We start from the raw sequence: 23325 nt of genomic DNA, 5'->3' as shown, positions 1-23325 counted from the left end.
TGAAATGGCCGCCGCTTGAAGCGTTTCTTGGTCGCTTGTCATCTTTTATTCGCCGCGCTGAATTCTTATATTTTCCGCGCAGGCTAAGTCTGGTGGTCCTGTGCTTGAGCAGGGGGTGTGACGATGACCGCGACCGGTCCCAGGATTGAACGCAAGCTGACGACGATCCTTGCGGCGGACGCGGCCGGCTATGCCAGCGCCATGGACGCTGACGAAGTCGGCACGCTTTCTTCGCTGCGCGCGGCACGCGGGATTTTTTCCAGATTCATCGACCGTCACAACGGCCGCATCGCCAATACGGCCGGTGACGGCCTGATCGCCGAATTTCCCTCCGTTGTCGAGGCTGTGCAATGCGCCATCGAAGTGCAGCGCGAACTCGGCGCGGACGACAATGCGTCGGGCCTGCGTTTTCGTATCGGTGTCCACCTCGGCGACGTCATGGTGGATGGCGATGACCTGCTCGGCGAGGGCGTCAATCTGGCGGCGCGGCTTGAAGCGATGGCCGAACCGGGCGGCGTGCTCGTGTCGCAACAGGTCTATGACCAGGTGCACTCCAAACTGTCCGTCGGTTTTCAGTATCTGGGCGAGCGGCGCCCCAAGAATTTCTCCGAGGACGTGCCCGTCTACTGCGTATCCTTTGCCGACGAAAGACAATCCGGCCGCTTCGGTCGGCACGGCCATGGCCCGGCGCATGAGGCAAGGCCGGACACGCCGAAACGGCCGCATCGCGAAGCCGAGCACAAGGAAAACGCCGACACCGGCGAGCTGCGCGGCCGGGTCATGCGCCATGCCAAGACACTGGGTATTGTCTGGATCGGACTGCTGGCGATCGACCTGGCGACTGGCGGCGGCTTCTGGGCCCAGTGGCCGGGTGTCGTCATGCTGGCCTTGATCGGCATCGAGGCGGCGCCTTTGTTTGCCGGTGGACGATATGGAGTCTATGTGGCGCGGCTTGCGGTTTTGGTCGCGGCGCTTGCCCTGATCAACCTGTTTTCCTGGTCCGGAACACTCTGGGTCGTGTGGCCGGCCGGCGCTCTGATCGTCGCCGAAGTCGTCCGCCGCATACACGCCCGCGCCTAGCCAGAGACCAAAATCGCTACGGTCAAATGCGTCAACCTAATCATAACTCGCTCTAGCGCGGAATGTGCGCTCCGGACATCCGCCGCCGATGCGGTTCGACACCTGAATGATCCGTAAGCGGCGTCTTGTTGCCGCCCCGGGGCCGCTGATCCATATATTTCAGAGCCGTCTGCAATGTGTCGCTTCTCGCGTCCATTAACGTCGATATTCGAAAATCACTGGATTTTCGCGGTTTGTAGGTTAGGCTGGCCTAGGCTGGCGTTAAGAATAACAACGAATGCAAGACGAAACTCAACGGGAGACACTATGAGTAATCGAGATACCGATGCCCTTCTGGCACAAATCATTGAGGCAGCGCGCAGAAAACGCCTGAGCCGTCGCGGCTTTATGGAAGGCGCGCTGGCGACCGGCGCTACGGTTGCCGCGGCCTCGACATTGTGGTCGACGGATGTCGCCGCGCAGACACCGCAACGCGGCGGAACGTTCCGCGTTGGCGTGCATGACGGCAACACCGCCGACAGCCTGGATCCGGGCACGACGGAAAGCGTGTATATGATCCAGCTGTCGCATGCCTGCCGCAGCTATCTGACACTGATCACCAATACCAACGAACTTGGTGGCGACATCGCAACCAGCTGGGAAGCCTCGGCCGATGCGTCCGAGTGGCGCTTCAAACTGGCCTCCGGCGTGACCTTCCACAGCGGCAAGGCGATGACTGCTCAGGACGTTGTCGACTCGCTCAACTTCCACCGCGGTGAAAAGACGACCTCGGCGGCCAAGGCCCTGCTCTCCGATGTTACAGACATCTCTGCAGACGGCGACGACACGGTGGTCATCAAGCTGTCATCGGGCAATGCCGACCTGCCGTTCCTCGTATCGGACTATCACCTTGTGATCCTGCCGTCCGACGGCAACGGCAATGTTGACTGGCAGAGCGGTGACGGCACCGGTCCGTACAAGATCGTCAACCATGAGCCCGGTGTGCGGACCGAACTGGTCAGGCATGATGGCTTCCACCGCGACGGTGCCTATTTCGACGCCGTTCACATGCTCGTGCTGAACGATCCCAATGCGCGTCAGACGGCTCTGATCACCGGTGACATCGATGCGATCACCACCGTCGACCTGAAGACCGTCAGCCTTCTGAAGCGTGCACCTGGTATCGCTTTCGATGATGTGCCGAGCGGCTCGCATGTGACGCTGCCGATGTTCTGCGACGTTGCGCCGTTCGACAATCTCGACGTCCGGCTGGCGCTGAAATACGCGATCAACCGTGAAGAGATCATCGAGAAGATCCTCTTCGGCCACGGCAGCATCGGCAACGACCACCCGATCGCGCCGTCGCTGCCCTACTGGGCGGATCTGGAACAGCGTCAGTACGACCCGGACAAGGCCAAGTTCCACATGGAAAAATCCGGTCTCGGCAACATCAATGTCAGCCTGTCGGCAGCCGACAGCGTGATGAGCGGCGCCGTTGATATGTGCGTGCTTTTTGCCGAGCATGCCAAGGCGGCCGGCATCAACATCGATGTCGTGCGCGAGCCGAATGACGGTTACTGGTCGAATGTCTGGCTGGTGAAGCCCTTCGTCTTCGTGCAGTGGGGTGCGCGTCCGACGCCGGACGTCATGTTCTCGCTCGCCTACAAGGACGATGCCGCCTGGAACGAAAGCCACTGGCAGAACAAGCGCTTCAACGAGTTGCTGCTGCTCGCCAAGGCTGAACTCGACCAGGACAAGCGGGCTGATATGTACAAGGAAATGCAGCTCCTGTGCCGCGACGATGGTGGAACGATCGTTCCGTTCTTCATCAACCGCACCATGGCCCGCCGCGACAATGTCAAGCACGGCGAGTTTATCGCTTCCAACTGGGAAATGGACGGCGCCCGCGCTTACGAGCGCTGGTGGTTCGGCTAGGATCCAACAGTAAAAAGCCCCGGATCAATATGATCCGGGGCTTTTTCTTTGCGGAAACATTGAGCCTGACGGCCGGCTTTGCCGGCCGTCAGGTTTTCTTTTCGTGCGCCGCCTCGCCGATATTGTCGACGCCCCGGCTTTCCAGGAGGTTGGTTAGCCAGTCGGGATCCATCTCCGGAACCGAGGACAACAGAAGGTCGGTATATTCGTGGTGCGGCGGCTTGAACATCTCGTCCTTCGGGCCCATTTCCACGACCTTGCCTTCCTTCATCACCACGACGACATCGGCGATGGACCGAACCGTCGCCAGATCATGGGTGATGAACATATAGGCAAGGTTCAACTCCTTCTGCAGCCGGTCGAGCAGCCGCAGAATCCCCTCCGCAACAAGCTGATCGAGCGCGCTCGTCACCTCGTCGCAGATGATGAAGCTGGGTTCGGCTGCCAGCGACCGGGCAATGCCGACACGCTGTTTCTGTCCGCCCGAAAGCTCCGATGGCAGGCGGTGATAGTACAGCGAAGGCTCAAGCTCGATCTGGTCGAGCAACTGGTCGACACGCTTCTTCAGATCGGCACCGCGAAGGCCCGCATAAAACTGCAGCGGCCGCCCGATGATCTCGCCGATGGTCTTCTTCGGGTTCAGCGCCGTATCGGCCATCTGGTAGATCATCTGCGCCTGGCGCAGCTGATCCTTTGTACGGTCCTGATAGCGTGGCGGCAACAGGTTGCCGTCATACAGGATCTCTCCCTCGAAGGGCGGCAGCAGCCCGGTGATGCAGCGGGCCGTGGTCGATTTGCCGGACCCCGATTCCCCGACCACCGCGACCGTCTGTCCCCGGTAGATGTCGAAGGAAACGCCATCCAGAACCTTGACCGGACCATAGGCGGCCGAGACGTTCTTGACCGAAATCAGCGGCGTCTCGCTTGCCGGCGGCGGCGGTTTCTGCTCGCGCTTGAAGCTGCGCACCGCCCATAGCGACTTGGTGTAGTCCTCCTCCGGGTCGGCCAGCATCTTGCGTGTATCGGCCTCCTCGACTTCGTCACCCTTGAGCAGCACCTTGATGCGGTCCGCCATCTGGGCGACGACCGCGAGGTCGTGGGTGATATAGAGCGCCGCCGTGTTGAACTGGTCGACGATGTCGCGTACCGCGGCAAGCACTTCGATCTGGGTGGTGACGTCAAGCGCCGTCGTCGGCTCGTCGAAGATGATGAGATCGGGCCGGCAGCTCATCGCCATGGCCGTCATCGCCCTTTGCAGCTGACCGCCGGACACCTGGTGCGGATAGCGGAAGCCGATCTCCTCCGGGTTCGGCAGCCGCAGTCGCCGGTAGAGCTCGATGGCGTCCTCCTCGCTCTCCACCTTGGTGTTGACCTTGTGCAGCAGCGCCGACTCCGTGTGCTGGTCGATCAGCTTGTGCGCCGGATTGAACGAGGCGGCCGCCGACTGGGCGACATAGGCGATGCGTGAACCGCGCAACGCCCGCCGTTCGGAGCGGGTCGCCGTCGTCAGGTCCATGCCGTCGAACAGCACCGTTCCGTTGGAGATCCGGCAGCCGTCGCGGGTAAAGCCCATGGCCGCAAGGCCGATGGTCGATTTGCCGGCGCCGGACTCGCCGATCAGGCCCATGACCTCGCCGCGATGCAGGGTGAGATCGATGCCGTGCACGATCTCGATCCATTTTTCGTCCGAATAGCCCTCGATCTTGAGGTCCTTGATTTCGAGCAGGACGCTCTTCTTTTCTTCTTCGCTCATGATCTATTCCTTCAGTCCGGAGGAAATATGCAGCATCCAGTCCACCACGAAGTTGACCGCGACGGTCAGCAGCGCGATCGCGGCTGCCGGGATCAGCGGCGTGACTTCGCCGAAAGAGATCAGCGTCGCGTTCTCGCGCACCATGGAGCCCCAGTCCGCGGTTGGCGGCTGGATTCCGAGGCCCAGGAAGGACAGGGCCGAGATGGCGAGAAACACGAAGCAGAACCGCAGGCCGAACTCGGCTGCGAGCGGTGCCGTGATGTTGGGCAGCACTTCCTTGGTGATCAGGTACCAGGTGGATTCACCGCGCAATCGCGCCGCCTCGATATAGTCCATCACCACGATATTGCCGGCGACCGCCCGGGCGAGCCGGAAGATCAGCGGCGAATAGAGCAGGGCGATGACGAGCGTCAGGTTGAGCACGCTTGTGCCGACGATGGTCAGCAGCAGCAGCGCGAAGATAAGCTGCGGGATCGCCATCAGCGTATCGACGATGCGGCCCAGTATCTGGTCGACCCAGCCGCCCATCTGCGCGGCGATGAGACCGGCGAGCGTGCCGACGAAAAAGGCGATTGCAGTTGTCATCAGCGCGATGCCGACGGTGTTTCGCGCGCCATAGATCAGCCGGCTGAAAAGATCGCGTCCCAGCTGGTCGCCACCCAGGATCATCACATCATCGGGCGGCGCGAAGGAGGCGCCGACAACCTCCGCTTCGCCGAAAGGGGCGATCAGCGGCGCGAATACGGCGGCAATGATGTAGGTGATGATCACCAGTAGCCCGAAGGAGGCGGTCAGGGGCGCCGTGCGCATCAGTTTTGCGCCTTCCGGCGGCAACACCTGGATCAGCGACTCCCGGAAGCTGTAGGACAGGCCGCCCGCCGCCGCCAGCAGGGCGACGCCTATGGTGATGTTGACCAGAACGTCCGCCCCGAACAGGAGGCCGGAGATCAGCGACACGCAAAGCAGCGTGAACAGCAGCAGCAATGCCGTGCGGTACTTGTAGTAGGCCGCCACGCAGCAGGCGATGATGAGGAACGCATAATAGATGATGACGAATGTAAGCATTATCCGATCCTCACTTCGGGTGGCGCAGGCGCGGGTTGGACAGGATTGCGCCGACATCCGCGATCAGATTGAACAGGATGAACGTGGCGGCGAAGATCAGGCAGCAGGCCTGCACGACCGGGAAGTCGCGCTTGGTCACGCTGTCGACCAGGAGCTGCCCGACGCCCGGATAGACGAAGACCACCTCGACGAGCACGACGCCCGTGATCAGATAGGCAAGGTTCAGCGCGACCACATTGATGATCGGCGCGAGGGCATTCGGCAGCGCGTGCCGCGTGATCACCTTCGAGTTGGGCACGCCCTTCAGGCGCGCCATTTCGATATAGGGCGAGGCCAGAAGGTTGATGATCGCCGCGCGCGTCATGCGCATCATGTAAGCGGTGACAACAAGCGCCATCGTAATGGCCGGGAGCAATGTGCGGTAAAGCCGTTCGCCCATTTCCATGTCCGGCGTGACATTGGAGATCGCCGGGAAGATCTGGTTTTGCACCGCAAAGAAGACGATGAGAATATATCCGAGGAAGAATTCCGGTGACGAGATCGATACCAAGCTGACCGCGTTGGCGACGCGGTCGAAGACCGAGTTGCGGTAGAGCGCGGCCAGGACGCCGAGGCCGATCGCCAGGGGCACCGATATCACCGCCGCGAGAGCGGCGAGGAACAGCGTGTTGGCAAAACGCGGCCCGAGCTGTTCGGCGACGGAGCGCTGGTTGGCGAGCGAATTTCCGAAATCGCCCTGGATGGCGCCGCCCAGCCACTCGAAGTAACGCACATAGGCGGGCCTGTTGAGCCCCAGTTCTTCACGCAAGGCGGCAACGGTCTCAGCCGTCGCTGACTGGCCAAGGATCTGCTGGGCGATATCGCCAGGCAGCAGCTCAACGGCCCCGAATATAATGATAGAAACGACAAGCAGGGTCACCAGACCAAGCAACAACCGTTTGCCGATCAACGGCAATACGCCACCCATATTCCCCTCCTCTTTCAGCCCTGCGATTGCTGCAAGGCCAGTTTTATTGGGGCGATGTTCGCAATTGGCGCAGGAAGAAGTCAACCGAAATAACACGACTTGTGAATAGGTTGGCGTGTTTGTGATGATGGCGGCGCGCGCTTTGGCGGCTGTTTGTCTGGAACCGACAGCGTATGTTTCTGCTGTTTTCGCACAGGCGCCCGCTCATCGCGGCCCTCATGCGCTGCCAGGGTATGGCCGCGCGCCCCCGCGCCGCAAACCGAGATCGCGCAGCGCCAATCGGCCGGCATTTCCTAGGGGATTTACGGGATAAATGGTGCCAGAAGAGGACCATTAAAGCGGTCTTATATAACTATATTTATTGATGAATCCACCATGTGAAAATCCAACGTACCCCTATATATACCCCAGTTCCCGTATAAGTTCAAAGGTTCGAGTGCACAACGAGGACTATAGCAAACAATGTTCGTTGTCTGATAATTCCGGAGAACTGAGGCATTTTCCTCACGGACGCTCTGGTTCGGTTTCTGTTTGAATTTATGCTGCAGCGGATTGGTGCTGCAAGCGGCGTTTTCGGAATGTCTGTTTCTTGATGTCCTCTCACACTTTCAGGATCTTCGTGCCTCAGTCATGGTAGACATTGGCAGGCGTCAGATTAACGAGGCTCTCGTGGTAGCGGTGGTTGTTGTAGTGGTCGAGGAAGGCGCTGATCTTCTGCTTCAGGTCGCAGGGCAGGTAGTAGTTTTCTAACAGCACGCGTTTCTTCATGGTCTGATGCCATCGCTCGATCTTGCCTTGGGTCAGGGGTGGTGCGATGCTCCGCGAACATGATCCATACCCTTCGCATCGACATAGTCAGCCAGATCGGCCACCACATAACATGAACTATTGTCACTGAACAACCTTGGCTTCTGCACGACGACCGCGTTGTTGCAGCCTGAAGCCTGCAGGGCAAATTGCAGTGTATCGGTAAATTCCTCGGCCTTCATTTTGGTGCAGAGCTTCCAGGCAATGATGTAACGGCTGTAGTCGTCGAGAATGGTCGACAGGTAGAACCAACCCCAGCCGATTGCCTCGAGATAGGTGAAGTCGGTTTACCACAGCTCGTTTGGTCTGGTCGTCTTATCCCTGAACTCGTCCGCAGCCCGGATAACCACATGGGCTGGAGCTGCGGTCAGGTCTTTGGCCTTGAGGATGCGATAGGCCGAGGATTCGGAGAGGAAGTACCGTTTCTCATCGGTGTATTTGACGGCCAGATCCCGGGCCGTCAGGTTCTCGTGGTCCACCGCTAACTCGACGAAGGCTTGTCTGGTGTTATCTGGAATGCGGTTCCACACCGATCCGGGCCGGGGCGAGCGATCAGCAAGAGCATCGACACCGTCTTCAACCCAGCGGGCATACCAATCGTAATAGCTGCTGCTGGGAATGCCGAGCATCGCCAGCCGTCTGCCTGACCGGCGGGTATGAGGCCTCCACCGTGCGGACGATCTCAAGCTTCTCTGAGGCTGGATATCTCATTCGGCGTCGCCCCCCTCTGCGATCATGCTTTTTTCAGCAACCTGCTTTCCAGGGCGAGTTCAGTAACAATCTCCTTGAGAGCCAGGGCCTCGGATTGCAGCTCCTTGACTTCAGGCGCTGTCGCCTGGCGCGCTGCGTCACCAGCCATACGGTTCTTGCCGGCTTCAAGAAACTCCTTCGACCAATAATTTGTAACAAAGGCTCTCGGCAATACCCTCACGGCGGCACTGTGCGGCGATGCTCTCCTCACCACGCAGTCCTGCAAGGACTATCCAGATTTTCTCTTCAGCGGAGTAGTGTTTGCGGGTCTTGCATTTGATGCCCTGACAAGCCTGTCAGCGGCGTCCTTCGATGTTTCGAATTTCTGTCTCATCTTCGCTCCTTGATGGCTTCGATGAACCAGAAATCCTCCCTGGTTCAAACCTTCAATTGTGTCCAGTAGGTGCTGAAGTCAGACAGTTTGGACGACAATTAATCCATGTTTATCCATCAAGTTCATAGGAAAATTAAACTATTGTTGTGAGTTCTTACAACAACACCCAATACAAACGGCGTCATTCGTGAGGTACTCCAAATTAAATGTGAAGCCTACAACAATAGGGTATTAATTTGAGTGACATTACCCTATAGTTGTACCGCTCAGTTTGAGCTCCGCAACAAATGGGGTGCGTATTAAATGACTGGTCAACGCAGCGTAACATGCGCTCTGCTATTGCGTACTGTTTTGTTCGGATCAGTTAAAACACTGACTTCTGATTAGTGCGATGCGGGGCTGTGAGTCGGTTGTGAGTATCTAGGCTGGTGTTTTCCAGAAATGTAACAATAAACCGCAAAGGCTTCAGGGTTTCATGCATCCAGTTGAACATCCCACGTATCTTGCAGACATAAGATTTCTTTTTACCGATCGCGATATGCGCTGCATGGGAAACGCCGGGATCGATCTTCGCACATACGAGGGCGTGAAGTTCAATGCAGACCGCATATATTTTAATGTACGCGAAGGTTCGATGCCGCCTCCGCATCTCAAACGTCGTTGGTCTAAAAAGAAGGCTGAAACTTTTTACAACTGGATGCGCGATGGATTCCCCCGTGGATTTGCCCCGCAAAACAGAGATCTTCCTGTGTCAGCATCTGCTGTGGGGCGTCTAAGACGAAACCTTGCCGATTTCGATAAGAATAGTGAAGAATTGGACCTATTAGTCAGGGCATTCGAAGGTATACTAAAACTTGATGAAGATGATCCTGACAATCCCAATGCTTACTTCAATGTTGCGGGCGTTCACTGGCTACCTGAACCACTTTATTGCCGACACCACGAGAACGCCTACAATCCTTGGCATCGCGCTTATCTATTGAAGTTTGAGAATGCACTTCGTTCGATAGACGGATGTAAAGACGTAACACTACCGTATTGGGATATCGAAAGTGACGAAATACCGAGTGTATTGTTCGATCCACCCTTCGACAAATATACTTTCCCAAGTGCAGTTCGCGCGCCAAACGGTGCACTGTCAGCAGCAAAGGGAGACACTACTCAGCGGTTCGAAAAACAGGAAATTATTGAACGAATTCAACAATATAGAGTTCGTGAAAACATAGTGGAAGCTCTCTCCGCAACGAGATGGGAAGATTTCAACGGGTGGGCCGGAGCGGATCCCTGGATCACGTTTCCGGATGGCACTCGCTATCCCGATCACAAGGCGATCATCCTTGCCCATGACGGCGGTCATGCAGCGTGTGGTCCTACTATGCGCTCTCCGAACCTCGCTGCATTTGATCCGCTCTTTTGGTTCTTTCATTGCAACTGGGATAGACTCTGGTGGCGGTGGCAGCAGCTCTACAGCGGTACGACTTTAGCTGATTTTAAGACGTTACTAGACGGTGACGCCTACTGGCTTACCGATCCTGTCGTAAATGGCCTTGATCCATTTGGTGTCAGAGCAGACGAAATGATAGACTCCCGAGAACTCGACGTTGAGTACGCTCATCCTCCAAAAGAGCTGATTCCAGATGCAAGCGAGCCGTTAATTGCCGCAGCAAGGTCTTCTGAAGGCATTAGGGTCGTCGATGAAGATCGCGTGTTAGTCACTGTAGCTGGGATTGATAGACTGGAAATTCCAGGAAGTTTTGAAATCGTACTGCTTGCTGACGAACAGCCCGTTCGAAGAAACGCCTTGTTTCAGTCAACAACTCCAAAACTCTGTCCGACCTGCCGAAAGCAGGGCGAATTTGCAATAACTTTTGAAGTTGATCGTTCTGAGATATTGGACAGGAAACTCTCTGCAGCGCTCAATCTGTACGGAGATGATGGCAGTGTTTCACCTTTTCCACTTTCACAGGCCGGGGATCCAAAGATACTTGTCAGAATAAAATTGGCTGCTTGATATTTTGGAAAAACGACACGAATAGGCTTTAATTGACACAATTCAATAAGTGCTACATCAAAAGATAACGAGTAAAAGTGGAACGGAAAAGAATATGGAAATTACGGCCACTACTTCTAAAATTGAAATCGACTGACAATCTATATTTACAACGAACATGAACTTCAAATAATGGGGGGTCGAAATTTCTATTCAGTTGGATGCAACACTGTCAGAAAGAGGGCATGCAAAAGTTATTGTGACCCTATCTTCTGGAGCGTTTGCGGCGGCGGACAGCAATTCCGTTCGTGAGGAAATTGAAGATTGCTTTATATTGCCAGATATGGATCAGTTGCAAAGTCTAGAGTTGGCAGACACTGCTCTTCGTGCTTCGGCGAACCTTGGTGCCCATCAAACAAAACCTGCTCCTAGAATGCGGGTTTATCCGCATTTAGGCTTAGCCTTGGGCGCGGTAAATACTGAAGGCGTTGCAAAATTAACAGAAAGGCGCATCGTTCAAGAGGTGGTGGAGGCTCCGATTATCAGCCTTATTCGTCCGGTGTTAGTACGTCCAGGTCGCCTAACAATCCGACCCAGTTGGGGTGTCAGACGAATTAGGGCTGACAAATTGTGGCAAGCGGGATTGAAGGGTGACGGAATTATTGTTGGCCACCTCGACACTGGAATAGATGGCAATCATGAAGCGCTCATAGACGCAATAGATGAGTTTGCTGAGTTCGATTTGATTGGAGACCGAGTCGAGGGTGCTGCGGCTTGGGACAGCGATGATCACGGAACGCACACAGCAGGTATTATCGCTGGTAGACCAACAAGAGGAGCTTTTGGTGTCGCTCCCGGTGCAAAAGTGGCAAGTGCCATGGTTATTGAGGGGGGGCAAGTGATCGACCGCATTCTTGCTGGTATGGAATGGATTGCGGGCAAGGGCGTTCGGATTCTGAACATGTCTCTAGGGCTGCGAGGATTCACCCCGGCATTTCAAGTGATCGTAGATGCGCTACGTAGTGCAGGTATCCTGCCAATAATTGCTGTTGGCAATGAATTCGCTAATTCAAGCAGATCACCCGGGAATTACGAAAATGTCCTTTCGGTAGGTGCCATAGATGCCGATGATTATGTAGCCAATTTTTCTAGTAGCGAAACTTTTAACAGGCTGGTTGATCCTACAGTTCCTGACATTGTGGCGCCCGGCGTGGATATATTGTCAAGTATTCCCGGCAATAGGTATAGGAGAATGAATGGTACATCGATGGCTACGCCGCACGTGGCTGGCCTCGCTGCCCTGCTTTTAGAGGCAAAAACCGACGCAAGTGTTGACGAACTCGAGACAGCCATTCAAAATTCTTGCGAAAGAATGTCCACTATGCCTCAACCGCGTGCAAATCGTGGCATACCTGATGCTGTAGAGGCTCTGTTTCAGCTAACAGGTCGAAAACTGTAGATTGTTACAAACAGTCTACACCCTTGTGCAGCCGAAAGAGACGCAGTGACTGGTCAAACTGAAACTTCTTCAAAATGGAAAAAGGCTGCAGTTGTTGAAAGCCTTCGCAAGCAGGCTCGCCCCAATCGTCCGCCTACGGCTCAAATATTTTTAGAGGAGAATATTGATTTAGGTAGTAGTTCGCTAGAAGGGTTTATTCGGCATTTTGTTGAACATGCTAGTATCAAATCAAAAGGAACATCAGTGGGACCAGAGATTGGAAAACTGCATCATATGGCAAGGTCTTTTTCAGTAACCGCTGATCCAGAATTTTTCGCGGAAATAGCCAAGTCTCCACTAGTCAAATCGATATTGCCAACCAAAGTGGACGATATTTTTCCAAAACCCCGTAACCCTATTGATAGCTAGGTTGTCTCCCATTTGTTCCTATTGTCATCCCTTCAGACGCATATAAGATAAAATTCAATAAGAAGTTGCATTAATCTAGGCGTGTCATTGTGGCGCCTAGACGGGGTAAAGTAATAATTCTGTGCCGACATCAAAAAAGGATGGATCGACAACATGGGCACATTCAAGACAGTTGGCGTAGTTGTCTTTGACGGAATTGAGCGACTAGATTTCGAGGGACCACTGGGTGTTCTCGGCTGGGCTGCAAGACACTCTGAGGAGCCTGCCAGTGTCCTTCGCGTGTCAAAAGACGGTCGACCAGTCAAGGATCACTTGTCCGGCACCACAATCAATGTTGAAGGTAGCTTGGTTGATTTCGATGGCTTCGACCTGCTTGTGGTCCCTGGGGGAGATACGGGCCAGTTTGCGGACGATGGAGAATTAATCGCTGGGGTGCACAAGCTCGGCACAGACAGTCGAGTTGTGGCAAGCGTTTGTACAGGCGCATTCCTGGTGGCTGGAGCTGGACTCGCAAATGGAAAGTCAATCGCGACACATTGGATGTCACACCCACGTTTTGAGTCTAGATTTCCGAATGTCCGCTTGGCCAAAGACAAACGCTACGTCTGCGACGGCAAACTATGGTCTTCTGCGGGTATTTCCGCCGGGATCGACATGACCCTCAATTTGGTCACAGCTGAATACGGCGAGATCGTTTCAAAGAAGTGTCAAGGACTGCTCGAATATTTCCCGGAGCCACCGTGGACGCGTGAGGAGGTGAGCGAAGCACTTGGAAGCTGAGCAATTTGCCTGAAAATGCCGCCAGCATCGTTGCTTGGTATCAGGACAATTCATCTCCACAAGTAGCCGATATATGCCAGGTATTTGGGCCACGCATAAGACCTGTGCGAACAACGAAATAGGTAACTGCGATCGCGAAGGACAGTTACCTCAGCGGTGATATGCCACGGATGACAAACTGCAGGATTTATTGGGGTATCATTCCCTTTTGTCAGTTGAATGTTGCAAGGGCCACTTTTCAATTTACTGATAAGAATGGATTTATGCTATCTGCAATGAGAAAGCACATACAATTCAGATACTGAAAACGTCGAATAGAGCACCGTGCTTGAAAGCCATGACTACCAAATGGGCGACTTTGTGGATGACAATTTTTCAATCGGCTTGATAGACACCCAGACAGCGGCAATTTACGCTACGTCGTCAATTCGGGTATGAACTCTGTCTTTACCCGCGCTCAGAAACTCATCGACAAGTGGTTGAAGGAATCTTTGGTTTCCAATCATTCACACTTTATTTCACGCACGTTCGCTCTGGTTCAGTTTATCATTGTGTCGGCTTGCAATGTACACCCGCTGCCAGAGGATTTTTCCGACGCCTCCAAGTCCATCTTTACCATCAGCTTTTGTCATACGATGCCGGCCGGCAATTTCCTCCCAGCGCACGTAGGCTATGAACTTGCGACTGCCAAAGAGCTGGAATCTAGTGAACACACGGTGGCTCTGTGTTCAGCCAGAGAATACTATCGCCAACCATCTATAGCTTGACGCATTCATGTACTGACCTTGTTTGGATGCTGCTGACGCTCCGCCGTGGTAATGAGTAAATTGAACAAATCACATAAATTGGGATTGACCCATTTTCAGTTGATATGGAATCTGGATCATAGGAAGCTCCATAAGAGAGCATTTCAAAACTATGGTGTGGTACGATTTCGATATGAGAAAAAACATATCACCAGAAAATTTGACGTTTGAACAGTTCAGTTCAGCAAACCGAGCAAGATGCGAAGCGGAAGACGGCTTCAACCACCAGCTCGCGGATTGGACACCTTCGGAGTGGCTTGCGGCTTGTGTTGGCGAATTAGGTGAAGTTGCCCATGTCGTTAAGACAATTATTCGGCAAAGAGATAATTTAGTCAGTTCCGAAATTGAAGACATTGAGCTTAAGCGAATGCTAGCTGAGGAAATAGCAGATACTGTAATTTACCTGGATTTGTTGGCTCAGAGCCAAGAAATTAATCTCAGTGATGCTATTGCTGAGAAATTCAATAAAAAATCTAAAGAGATTGGGTCACAAACGCTACTGTGAGTTTCAACATTTTATTTACGCCATTCGTATTTACGCCAAGGGACAAATTCCCCATCGACCCAAAAACCCCACTCTCTTTTGACTTTGTTTGCCAGCACAAGAGTTATTGTTGGGGTAGCTACATTGACTATGCGGTGCCGGTTTTCCGCTCTTACCAAGTTTAAAAACCGAATTTCACGTACTTTGCGCGCCAGTGACCCATCACCTTTTGGGACTTCTTCTTGATAACAGCCCCGAATTACGATGGATATGAAGTCGTTTGGATGATCATGTAAATCGGGTTGGGGATCGGGTCGCTTAAGCCAATGCAGCATTATGCTGCACCATGGTGTTTGAAAGAAGTGTAACCTGGTGAGGTAAATGTCACCTTCCCCAATTGGGTCGACGTCCGTCCAGCGCCAAATGCACCATCTCCATCCGCTTTGATAGCGTCGTGACCGAAAAATACGCATCGCCAAACCCGTCTAATGGCTCTTTAGAAAGGATATGCTAGCATATGAATATGGGCTCCAGAAAGCACGTGGTGCTGGCAGACATCGATAACACACTTTACGACTGGGGAAGGTTTTTCGCACCGAGTTTCCGCGCCATGTGCCATGCCTTATCAAGGGAACTCAATCTTCCATTTGATGATTTGGTTTCGGATTTTAGGTCCGTATATTCGCACCACGATTCGTTAGAATACGCATTTTCAATTCAAGAGCTTAATTCAGTAAAACGGCTTAGCTCCCGTGAAGTTGAAAATCTTGTCAGAATAGGGCGAGGAGCATTCAGCAAGGTTCAAAAATTTCATTTAAAGCCATATCCCGGTGTCCAAGAGGGGCTTGAATTTATACATAAGCATGGGCACCTATTATTTTGTGTCACAAATTCTCCTTTGTATTTGGCTCAGAAGCGCTTGTTTGAGCTGCGTCTTGATAAGTATGTTTCAGGAATTGTTGCTTGGGAAGGTATTGGTCCATCCGAAGCAGTTAATGTGAAATATGTTAGCGGTTCAAAGCGAAAAAGGACACGCATTGAACTAGTCGCAACATTTCACAAGTCAGAGAGTAAACCCAATCCTTACCCATATACATTGGCATTGGATATGTTGCCGAAAGATGTTGGACAGATATGGGCCATCGGCGATAGCCGAAACAAGGACCTGTCACCAGCGTCCAGTCTAGGTATTCAAACAATTTGGGCGAAATATGGGGCGGTGTTTGACCCCCAAACAAAAGACAATCAAACTCTATTGCAAATAACTAATTGGAGCAACGAAGAGGTCGCTCATACCTACGATCACCAATCATTTCAACCCGATTTTCAAGTGGAGAGTTTTTCAGAAGTGAGTCAGCTGTTACCAAAGCGAAATCTCACTCTTCTCGATCTAATGGAGGATAGTATTGAGTAAGTCTGAATTCGACATTGCGAAAGATTCTCTCGATGCCGGTAATTTTTCTTTATTTATACAAGAACAAGAACGAAGAATAGATTCGAGTACAATAGGGCTTATTACTGAGCCAGAGATCTTTGAATTCATATCATCGGGATTAGGTGAGGGGCATCCAAACAACTGGATCACCCGGGAGTCGACCTGGAACTCTGGTTTGTATGGCCCTGATCATGAGATGTCAGTATCGGAGCATTTCCTGCACGCTGTTTGGCAGGTGTTTTCACTTCGAGTAGCCAGAAAATTGGAAATTATCCAATCAAAAGTTCGCATTAGCGATAAAGGCGCCATTATATGTTTTCCTGGGGGCTTTGATCTGAGCGTGCTCGTTTCCTACGAAGGTGCTGGAACTCCAGGTTCAGTTTTCATTCGCCCAATAGCCGCAATACAAAATCCAACAGGAATGCTGGATTTAGAAGGATTTCTGGAAAACTCAACCCCCCGAGAAAAGAATGCAATTAAATCCGCAGTGACGTCAGTAGACAAGTTAGTATATCACCGTGGAACAATTGTACATGTCGATAGGCAACGGGAAAACGTTTTTGGTCCAACGGTAGATACAGTTGTCTTGTCAGAATTACTCAATATTGAACTTCGCAAAAGAAAGAAGAAATCAACATCAATATTGGAAGTAGGTCCTGGTAGCGGATTGATAACCGTCTCAGCTGCACTAAATCCAGCAACTTCGCGAATAGTCTCGGTCGAGATTAATGAAGACGCTGCCAGTTGCACACTAAAGAACCTTCAGATCAATGGACGTAGGCCGACTTCAAGCATGGTATCAGTGAGTGTCCGAGCTGAGAAATTTAAACCGCAAACGCTAGGTGAAAAGTTTGACATTATCGTCTGCAATCCACCCTATGTACCAGAAGAAGATGATGGCCTAGAGAAGCTCGGAGCCACGGGCTATGGTAAGGCGATAAGTGGTTTGGAGCTGTATGATGACGTAATAAACAACCTTGATCATCTACTGCAATCTGGTGGTAGAGCTCTGTTGATGATGAGCAGTGTCTCTTTCGATTATGCAATAAACCGAATACAGGAGGGGTTTGAGTTTGAGTTCCCCTTGGGCCGCACCGGCTATAAAGTGCCTTTTGATCTTGATATGCTGTGGGATCGCCCAAGTTGGAAGGACCAACTTTTGAGCAACAAATCTATTGAACAAGACGGAGCAGGTACAATCTATCATCGCATTGTGCCGATTTGGATACACCGGAATGGCCAATAAAAAGTCTGTAGATTCGGATAGAACTACTATTCTGCTTCGGTTTCGAGACATGGTTACTGAGCCACGTGGAAATATTGCTGAACATGCCAGATTGATAGATGAATATGGCTTCGCGTGGTGGGGTTGGTGGGCTCGAAATCAAGAATTAGCACCCAAAAGCATTCTATCCAGCATTTTCAACGGCACCGGCAAAGAGATCGATCTAATACTCTTTGATACTGGTCTAATGGAGTGTTATAAAACACGCTGTTCAAAGGTTGTAGTTGCACCCGGAGATGAGGGAATTGGATCGCCAGATTTTAGAGCAACACCGCACTACTATGTTCGTGGCAGATATCCGGCGTGGTTCCGGCTGCATAATTCTATAGCAGCAATCGAATGCACCTCATTTAAGGTTATGAGCAGGCCTACCTTACCGTCGGCAGGTTCTGAGAAATACAAGAAAGATACAACCATAAGTCTCGACATGTTGAGAGACGAACGGCCAACACTTTGGCTGGTCCAATACGAGCAAAGCAATGCCTGAGTTGGACGAATTCCGACGGTGGTTTCGCGATCGCAACTACAGTGCAATTAAACGCGGTTTGAGAAACCAAATTGAAAGCAACAACTATGTTTATACACACCATCCGCTTGGGTTTCTGCTGGCGGAAGTCTGTCAGACGGCTTCTGCTACTCTGCGCCTGCATTATTGGAAGCAAGATCTGGCATCACTAGGATCGGCTATTACTCCCTATCACGATCACATCTGGCGCCTTTCCAGTTGTGTTCTTCATGGTGAAATTGAGAATTGTGTTCTTGATGTAGAATTGCGCGCGGATGGCGAATACTTTTTAACAGAAGTTCAGCAGCGCGAAGGTGTCGATAGTGTTCCATCTGAGGGTGACAGGGCATCATTTGAAATATCAACTAGCGAACGCATACAGGAAGGTGGATTTTATTTTCTTGCTCCAAGAGTATTTCATTTTTCAAAATTAATTCCAGGAAAAGATGCCTTAACCCTGGTACTTTCAGAGCCTGAGATATTGGGAAACCCTAGAACCTTGATGCCAATTGCTTCTCGCGGCCATGCACCCAAGCGCAAGAAGATGTCAAATAATGAGGAGATCAGTCGCGAAATCGTATCCCTTCTAGAAAAGTAGAAGCTAGTGCTGTTATGGAGCGCAATTGGAACAAACTCGACAGATTTGCAATCGGGGTTTCCGGTAAAATCGGCAGTGGTAAAACAACTTTCATCCGGCGCCTGTGCGAGGAGCATGATTTTGCAGTGGCTAGTTTTGGTACATTTTTCCGAAAATTGGCGGAAGATCGAAATCTTCCAAGTAACAGAGAAGTTTTCCAAAATATAACCGATGAATATTTTTCGAAGCACAATCACATAGACTTGGTGACCGAAGTGATTAATAAAAGTGGATGGAATAAGGAAAATAAATTACTTTTAGATGGCATGAGATATGCAGAAACGATACCCGCAGTTTCCAACATAATACACCCTGTGCCACTATTCCTAGTATATATCAATGTCTCAGAGAATGAACGAATAAAACGGATCGAAAAACGAGATAATTTGCGACCAAACATCTTAAAGCAGCACGAAACACACGAAAGTGAATCAGCTGTTTACAAGCAGATTATTTCAGCTGCCGATTTGATCATAGGTGACACCGACCTTAATGACGCTGTAGCAAAGCTCTATAATTTTATTGCAAAACAACAATAGTCGAAATTTTCTACACGGCGGCGCATACAAACAACTCCTAAGGCAAAAAATCAACGGCCATTGGTCGCTATCGTGTGAGGTGCGCATATGTCGTTGCTGAAAACGGTTTACACTGCGCGCCATCAATCATCAATTTTATGTACATCTCATGGTTGGGAAGATTTACTAAGTCCGGTTCTGTCGGAATTTTATGCCCAAATTGCTTGCTGAATGTTGCGGCATCGGTCGCACCGACCCGAAATACAAGAATAGTGCCAACGTTACCCAAAAAAGCCTCGTGGACCTCTTGTGAAACTTGTCTGGCAAATTGCGTAGCTGCAACAATTCCGACCCGATATTTGCGCAATTCCGAAAGCATGATCCCCAATGCCTCGGTGGTGAAGGAATGAAATTCATCGACGTAAAATATGAAGGGCTGACGTGCTTGTTCTTGACTGTCCTGGCGACTGTATGCACCGTGAGCAACGCTTGAAACGATCAATCCGCCCAGGATGTTGGAGACATCCGAGCCGAGCTTGCCTTTGGCGAGGTTCACGATTAGCGTTTGTCCCTCATCCATGATTTGTCGGAAACGGAGCGGTTGTGTGGGCTCGCAAACAGCTTTGCGAATGACCGGGTGAGCCAAGAATGCACCCAGTTTATTTGCGATTGGTGCGACCCCATCTGCTGCAGATTTGTAGTTCATCTTGGGAAATTCTGACATCCAAAAATGTTTGACTTGCCCATCATGAACTTCTGCAACGACCTGTTTGCGAAATGACGTATTCAGGAACATTGGCATGATATCTTGGAGCGTCGATTGTGGACGATCGAGAAGCGCCAGAAGCGCGTACCGCAATAAGTGCTCCATACGAGCACCCCATGCATCAGCCCACTGTTTTTTCAACGTGTCTATGAGTCCCGAAGCGACCAGCGGCCGATATTCGGAGCTGACGTAGGTGAGTGGATTGTATCCAAGCGGGCAGTCCGGGTCAGCGGTGTGCCAGTACAGCGTTTCACAATCCACATTCGCTCGAACCGCTTCGGCTAAATCTCCGTGCGGGTCAATCAGGCAGAAACCTTGTGAATTGGCCGCGTCCTGGATCATCATATTGCGAAGAAGCGTTGATTTACCCGTACCGGTTTGACCGATTATGTATTGATGAAACAGTCTGTCCGGTTGACGAATACCGAAAGACACATGCGGCTGCCGACCGAGTTTATGACCGAGGATGGTGATGTATTCTTGATGGTTTTTCACCGAATAACTTTATTCGGCTCATTATCGTCTATAAAGACGCCCTCGATCTTCTCCACCATGCCTGACGACGTTAAATCGGCGAGAGCTTCGATTTGCTGATTTCGCAACTTGGTGCGCGTTCGAGATGTGGTACGATATGGGGGACCACACAAGACACCTATCGCAGTTTGTGCTGTTGCAAGCCACTTAGCCGGCTCAATATAGATGTTTTTTCCAACAACTGTCCGGTTCGAGGTGGCAATCTCCACGATCTCTCGTTTTTCGTCCGGCTTGGCTATTTTGTAGTGTTCTGAAAGGTTTTTAATCAGTTCGAGAAATTGAACGACCAGACCGGGCTTGAGCTGTCTATTTTGATGCTCGGCATGTAGTTCCTGCAGTTTGGTATGTTCCAACAGCAATTTCTTCCGGCGACGATGGTAGGTGTCTTTATCAATGAGCTGATCGATAACGGCGTCTTCCAACCGTTCCAATCGCTGCTGTGATTTTTCGAGCTGCATGGCGTAGGTCTGTGTGCTGTCCGTGTCATTTCGTTCCTGGCTCCAGCACTCGACGGACCTGGTTATTTCGGCTTTGTGCTCATCGCTTAATGCAACCTTGCTCAGCATGGCTGATACAGCTGCTTCAACCTGCTCCTCCCGCACACACTTGGTTGCACATCCTGGCGTCTGACATCGATAGTAGACATGACCCTTTTGCCTTTCCGGGGTCATTGCCGCCTGGCAATGCGCGCAGCGAAACAAGCGACGGTAGGTAAAGCGGTGACGGGTGACTTTTTTTACCCGTTTGCCAGCCTTTATGTTTTGCACCTGGGAGTACAGGTTGGAAGAAATCAGTGGCTCGTGCACGCCCTGATACACGGCCCCGGTTCGCTTGATGCGAATAATGCCGTAGTAAAATGGGTTCTGGAGCATGTTCTCTATGGCGCATTTGGACATGGGTTTACCCTGTTCATTTCGCAGTCCGAGACGTTCCATTTCGATGACCAGCGACCGAATGGAGTGTTGTCCGCTGCCATAGAGGTCAAAAGCTCGTTTTACCAAAGACGCTCGGACGGGATCTGGGATCTTTGGCTGACCGCCACCCTGATCAAGATAACCAAGCGGAGCCTTGAAAGGATACAATCCCTGCTTCAACCGCCCTTCAATGCCTTTACGCGCTTCGTCGCGAAGATTGCGGATGTAGTCAGCTGCCACCACTGCCTGGATGTCAGCCGCCAGTCGTCCACCACGGGAACGAAAATCGAGCGTCTCCGTGACAAAGTAGACATCGATTCCAGCATCTGAGAGATCGCCTATTTTGGCCCAGTCGGCAAAGTTACGGGCGCTTCGGTCGATCTTGTGCATCACGACACCATCGGCCCGGCCGCGCTTGAGGGCAGCAATCATCTGATTGAAAACAGGACGGCCTCTCTTGGCCGCGGTCTGCTTTTCCTCAAACCATTTTGAGATGGTCAGGTTGTTTCGTTCGGCAAAGCCAAGGATTGCCTCTTTCTGGGCTTCCAACGACACGCCTTCGCCTTGCTTTTGCGTGGAGACACGCACATAGCCTAAACACTGTTGCATAGATTTTCGGGGTTATTCTCAGACTCTACCAAATCTCGCCGATCTGTCGAATCCGGTTCATTGGGCCATGGCCAGGTGCCTTCCCTCACCATGCGCTCATAGGTGTGTTTGCAGAGTGCCAGGTAGCGCTCCAGTTCTGGTGGAATGTGGTCTGGTGTATTGTTCATGAAAGAATGGTAGCAGGTGCGCGTCTACACCAAAGACGGCCTCAGTTTCAGCCAACATGATCTGGGCCGTCTTGCAGCAAGATGCGAATTTGATAGCCTGATACACAAGCAACACTAGCCACTAAGAACCACCACCAATTCGTCATGGGTTGTTCCGGAGGGGTTTCACCCCTCCGAAAAACACACACCCAGGGCGAATTGGTGGTTTTGTGTTCTTTGGAAAAAGGGAAGATGGAGAAGCTGTTGCAAGCTTTCGGTTGCGAATATCGCAACTGGGTCCGTCTACGATCAGAATCGCACCTGAAATACACTTGCTGCGGGATTATCAGTTTAAACCTACTATGTATGTCACATGCATTTGCGCTGGACCTCAAGGTCGCCCGTCGAAAGTCGGGACTGACCCAGCAGGACTGCGCCCATTTACTAGATGTGCAAAAGTCCAGGATTTCACTTCTGGAGCAGGGCAAGGCTCTGCCGAGCGTCCTCGAAATCTGCACATTGTCGCTCCTTTATGGCCGATCGTTCGAGAGCCTGTTCGGGAGCATGCTCGAGGAAGCCCATGGCGCCCTCAAGGAACGGCTTGCCACCCTGCCGGTGCCGTCAAATCGGTGGCTTGGTCGATTTATCCGTCAAAACACACTGAACCGCCTTGCTGCCCGTTTGGATGACAATAAACCATCCGAACATGGCCCGGCTTAAGGTCCTCGCGATCTCGGTTGCGACGGGAAGGATCGGCTATGCGTTTCTCATCGGTGGCAGGCCGAAAGACTGGAAAATGTCAAAAAAGGCTTGGCGCACGGTCGCCGGGGCCGAAGATTATGTGAAGCAACTGATCGCCTTCTTCAAACCCGATGTCGTTGTCACCGAAAAGATCGCCAAGGAGTCGGGCAAGGGTGACCATGCCAAGCGCATCATCGCTGCCATCGCAAGAGTTGCCGAAAAGGCCATGCTCCTGGATGTCGTGGTGCCGCGTATGCAACGCTATCAGAATAAGTATGCCGAGGCTCGTGCTCTTGCCGAGCGTTTCCCGGAACTTGCCGCGAGCGTGCCACGCAAACCGCGACTTTGGGAATCAGAACCATTCGCCATGATCTACTTCGAAGCAGTGTCACTGGCGCTGGAAGTCGTCGATCACAGAAACGCATAGTCCCTGATCTGTTTCTTTGTTTGGCGTAAAAGCGCGTTTCTCCGTCCCGGCGCATGAGATTATTCGGACAGCGCGCACAGAGGCGGTCAAGGCTGGCGCAGCCACCCACAATAGTGGGTTGCCTTGACGGCCACGAGCACGATGTCCTTGCTTGGTCCGCCGGGCGCTCAACACCGCCGCCCACTCCTCGGTTTTTCAAGACCGCGCATGA

General features: G+C 52.1%; 19 protein-coding genes and 1 pseudogene. 14 read left to right on the top strand and 6 right to left on the bottom strand.

Translation table 11 applies throughout. The annotated features are described in order from the left end of the window. Nucleotides 1-123 precede the first annotated feature (123 nt). Nucleotides 124-1080: an adenylate/guanylate cyclase domain-containing protein gene (locus tag OOZ53_RS07870; RefSeq protein WP_271088868.1), complete on the top strand. Its 957-nt coding sequence runs from the start codon at nt 124-126 to the stop codon at nt 1078-1080. Between the two features lie 306 nt (nt 1081-1386). Continuing rightward, nucleotides 1387-2994: an ABC transporter substrate-binding protein gene (locus tag OOZ53_RS07865; RefSeq protein WP_271088867.1), complete on the top strand. Its 1608-nt coding sequence runs from the start codon at nt 1387-1389 to the stop codon at nt 2992-2994. A gap of 88 nt (nt 2995-3082) precedes the next feature. Here OOZ53_RS07865 and OOZ53_RS07860 read toward each other — a convergent pair whose 3' ends face one another. The 4 genes and pseudogenes from OOZ53_RS07860 to OOZ53_RS07845 form a co-directional block, all read right to left on the bottom strand. Further along, a complete protein-coding gene (locus OOZ53_RS07860) occupies nt 3083-4747 on the bottom strand; it encodes an ABC transporter ATP-binding protein (protein ID WP_271088866.1) in 1665 nt (554 codons plus the stop codon). Between the two features lie 3 nt (nt 4748-4750). After that, nucleotides 4751-5812, bottom strand: a complete 1062-nt coding sequence (locus OOZ53_RS07855) for an ABC transporter permease (RefSeq protein ID WP_333780590.1) — start codon at nt 5810-5812, stop codon at nt 4751-4753. A gap of 10 nt (nt 5813-5822) precedes the next feature. Then, the gene (locus OOZ53_RS07850) at nt 5823-6779 is read right to left on the bottom strand and encodes an ABC transporter permease (RefSeq protein WP_271088865.1); all 957 of its coding nucleotides are present in this window, start codon (nt 6777-6779) and stop codon (nt 5823-5825) included. Between the two features lie 537 nt (nt 6780-7316). Next, a pseudogene (locus OOZ53_RS07845) lies at nt 7317-8670 on the bottom strand (IS3 family transposase). Nucleotides 8671-9145: 475 nt separating this feature from the next. Between OOZ53_RS07845 and OOZ53_RS07840 the strand changes: the two are divergent. The 10 genes from OOZ53_RS07840 (at nt 9146) to OOZ53_RS07795 (ending at nt 18998) form a co-directional block, all read left to right on the top strand. After that, entirely contained in the window at nt 9146-10681 is a 1536-nt protein-coding gene (locus tag OOZ53_RS07840) for a tyrosinase family protein (protein WP_271088864.1), read from the top strand. A 196-nt stretch (nt 10682-10877) separates the two neighbouring features. Beyond that, nucleotides 10878-12119, top strand: a complete 1242-nt coding sequence (locus OOZ53_RS07835) for a S8 family peptidase (protein ID WP_271088863.1) — start codon at nt 10878-10880, stop codon at nt 12117-12119. A 45-nt stretch (nt 12120-12164) separates the two neighbouring features. After that, nucleotides 12165-12527: a hypothetical protein gene (locus OOZ53_RS07830; protein ID WP_271088862.1), complete on the top strand. Its 363-nt coding sequence runs from the start codon at nt 12165-12167 to the stop codon at nt 12525-12527. Between the two features lie 153 nt (nt 12528-12680). Then, nucleotides 12681-13307, top strand: a complete 627-nt coding sequence (locus OOZ53_RS07825; RefSeq protein WP_271088861.1) for a DJ-1/PfpI family protein — start codon at nt 12681-12683, stop codon at nt 13305-13307. 939 nt (nt 13308-14246) lie between these two features. Beyond that, a complete protein-coding gene (locus OOZ53_RS07820) occupies nt 14247-14618 on the top strand; it encodes a MazG nucleotide pyrophosphohydrolase domain-containing protein (RefSeq protein ID WP_271088860.1) in 372 nt (123 codons plus the stop codon). A 496-nt stretch (nt 14619-15114) separates the two neighbouring features. Then, nucleotides 15115-16011 carry an HAD family hydrolase gene (locus OOZ53_RS07815; protein WP_271088859.1) on the top strand — a complete coding sequence of 299 codons (897 nt, stop codon included), beginning with the start codon at nt 15115-15117 and terminating at the stop codon, nt 16009-16011. Continuing rightward, nucleotides 16004-17278: a methyltransferase gene (locus OOZ53_RS07810; protein ID WP_271088858.1), complete on the top strand. Its 1275-nt coding sequence runs from the start codon at nt 16004-16006 to the stop codon at nt 17276-17278. The genes OOZ53_RS07815 and OOZ53_RS07810 overlap by 8 nt, the downstream gene beginning before the upstream one ends. Continuing rightward, on the top strand, nt 17268-17804 hold the full coding sequence (locus OOZ53_RS07805) for a hypothetical protein (RefSeq protein ID WP_271088857.1): 537 nt from the start codon (nt 17268-17270) through the stop codon (nt 17802-17804). The genes OOZ53_RS07810 and OOZ53_RS07805 overlap by 11 nt, the downstream gene beginning before the upstream one ends. Further along, nucleotides 17797-18420, top strand: a complete 624-nt coding sequence (locus tag OOZ53_RS07800) for a hypothetical protein (protein ID WP_271088856.1) — start codon at nt 17797-17799, stop codon at nt 18418-18420. Before OOZ53_RS07805 ends, OOZ53_RS07800 begins: the two co-directional genes overlap by 8 nt. A gap of 14 nt (nt 18421-18434) precedes the next feature. Then, nucleotides 18435-18998: an AAA family ATPase gene (locus tag OOZ53_RS07795; RefSeq protein ID WP_271088855.1), complete on the top strand. Its 564-nt coding sequence runs from the start codon at nt 18435-18437 to the stop codon at nt 18996-18998. Nucleotides 18999-19065: 67 nt separating this feature from the next. Here OOZ53_RS07795 and OOZ53_RS07790 read toward each other — a convergent pair whose 3' ends face one another. Beyond that, nucleotides 19066-20238 carry a type IV secretory system conjugative DNA transfer family protein gene (locus OOZ53_RS07790; RefSeq protein ID WP_271088854.1) on the bottom strand — a complete coding sequence of 391 codons (1173 nt, stop codon included), beginning with the start codon at nt 20236-20238 and terminating at the stop codon, nt 19066-19068. After that, nucleotides 20235-21800, bottom strand: a complete 1566-nt coding sequence (locus OOZ53_RS07785) for a recombinase family protein (RefSeq protein WP_271088853.1) — start codon at nt 21798-21800, stop codon at nt 20235-20237. The genes OOZ53_RS07790 and OOZ53_RS07785 overlap by 4 nt, the downstream gene beginning before the upstream one ends. Before the next feature lie 398 nt (nt 21801-22198). Between OOZ53_RS07785 and OOZ53_RS07780 the strand changes: the two genes are divergently transcribed. Together OOZ53_RS07780 and OOZ53_RS07775 are read left to right on the top strand one after the other, a co-directional pair. After that, a complete protein-coding gene (locus OOZ53_RS07780) occupies nt 22199-22666 on the top strand; it encodes a helix-turn-helix transcriptional regulator (protein ID WP_271088852.1) in 468 nt (155 codons plus the stop codon). Next, the gene (locus OOZ53_RS07775; RefSeq protein WP_271089197.1) at nt 22653-23114 is read left to right on the top strand and encodes a hypothetical protein; all 462 of its coding nucleotides are present in this window, start codon (nt 22653-22655) and stop codon (nt 23112-23114) included. Before OOZ53_RS07780 ends, OOZ53_RS07775 begins: the two co-directional genes overlap by 14 nt. Nucleotides 23115-23325 lie beyond the last annotated feature (211 nt).

The organism is Allohoeflea poritis, assembly GCF_027889715.1.
GTDB lineage: Bacteria > Pseudomonadota > Alphaproteobacteria > Rhizobiales > Rhizobiaceae > Hoeflea_A > Hoeflea_A poritis.
This window is presented reverse-complemented; position numbering and strand designations above follow the sequence as displayed.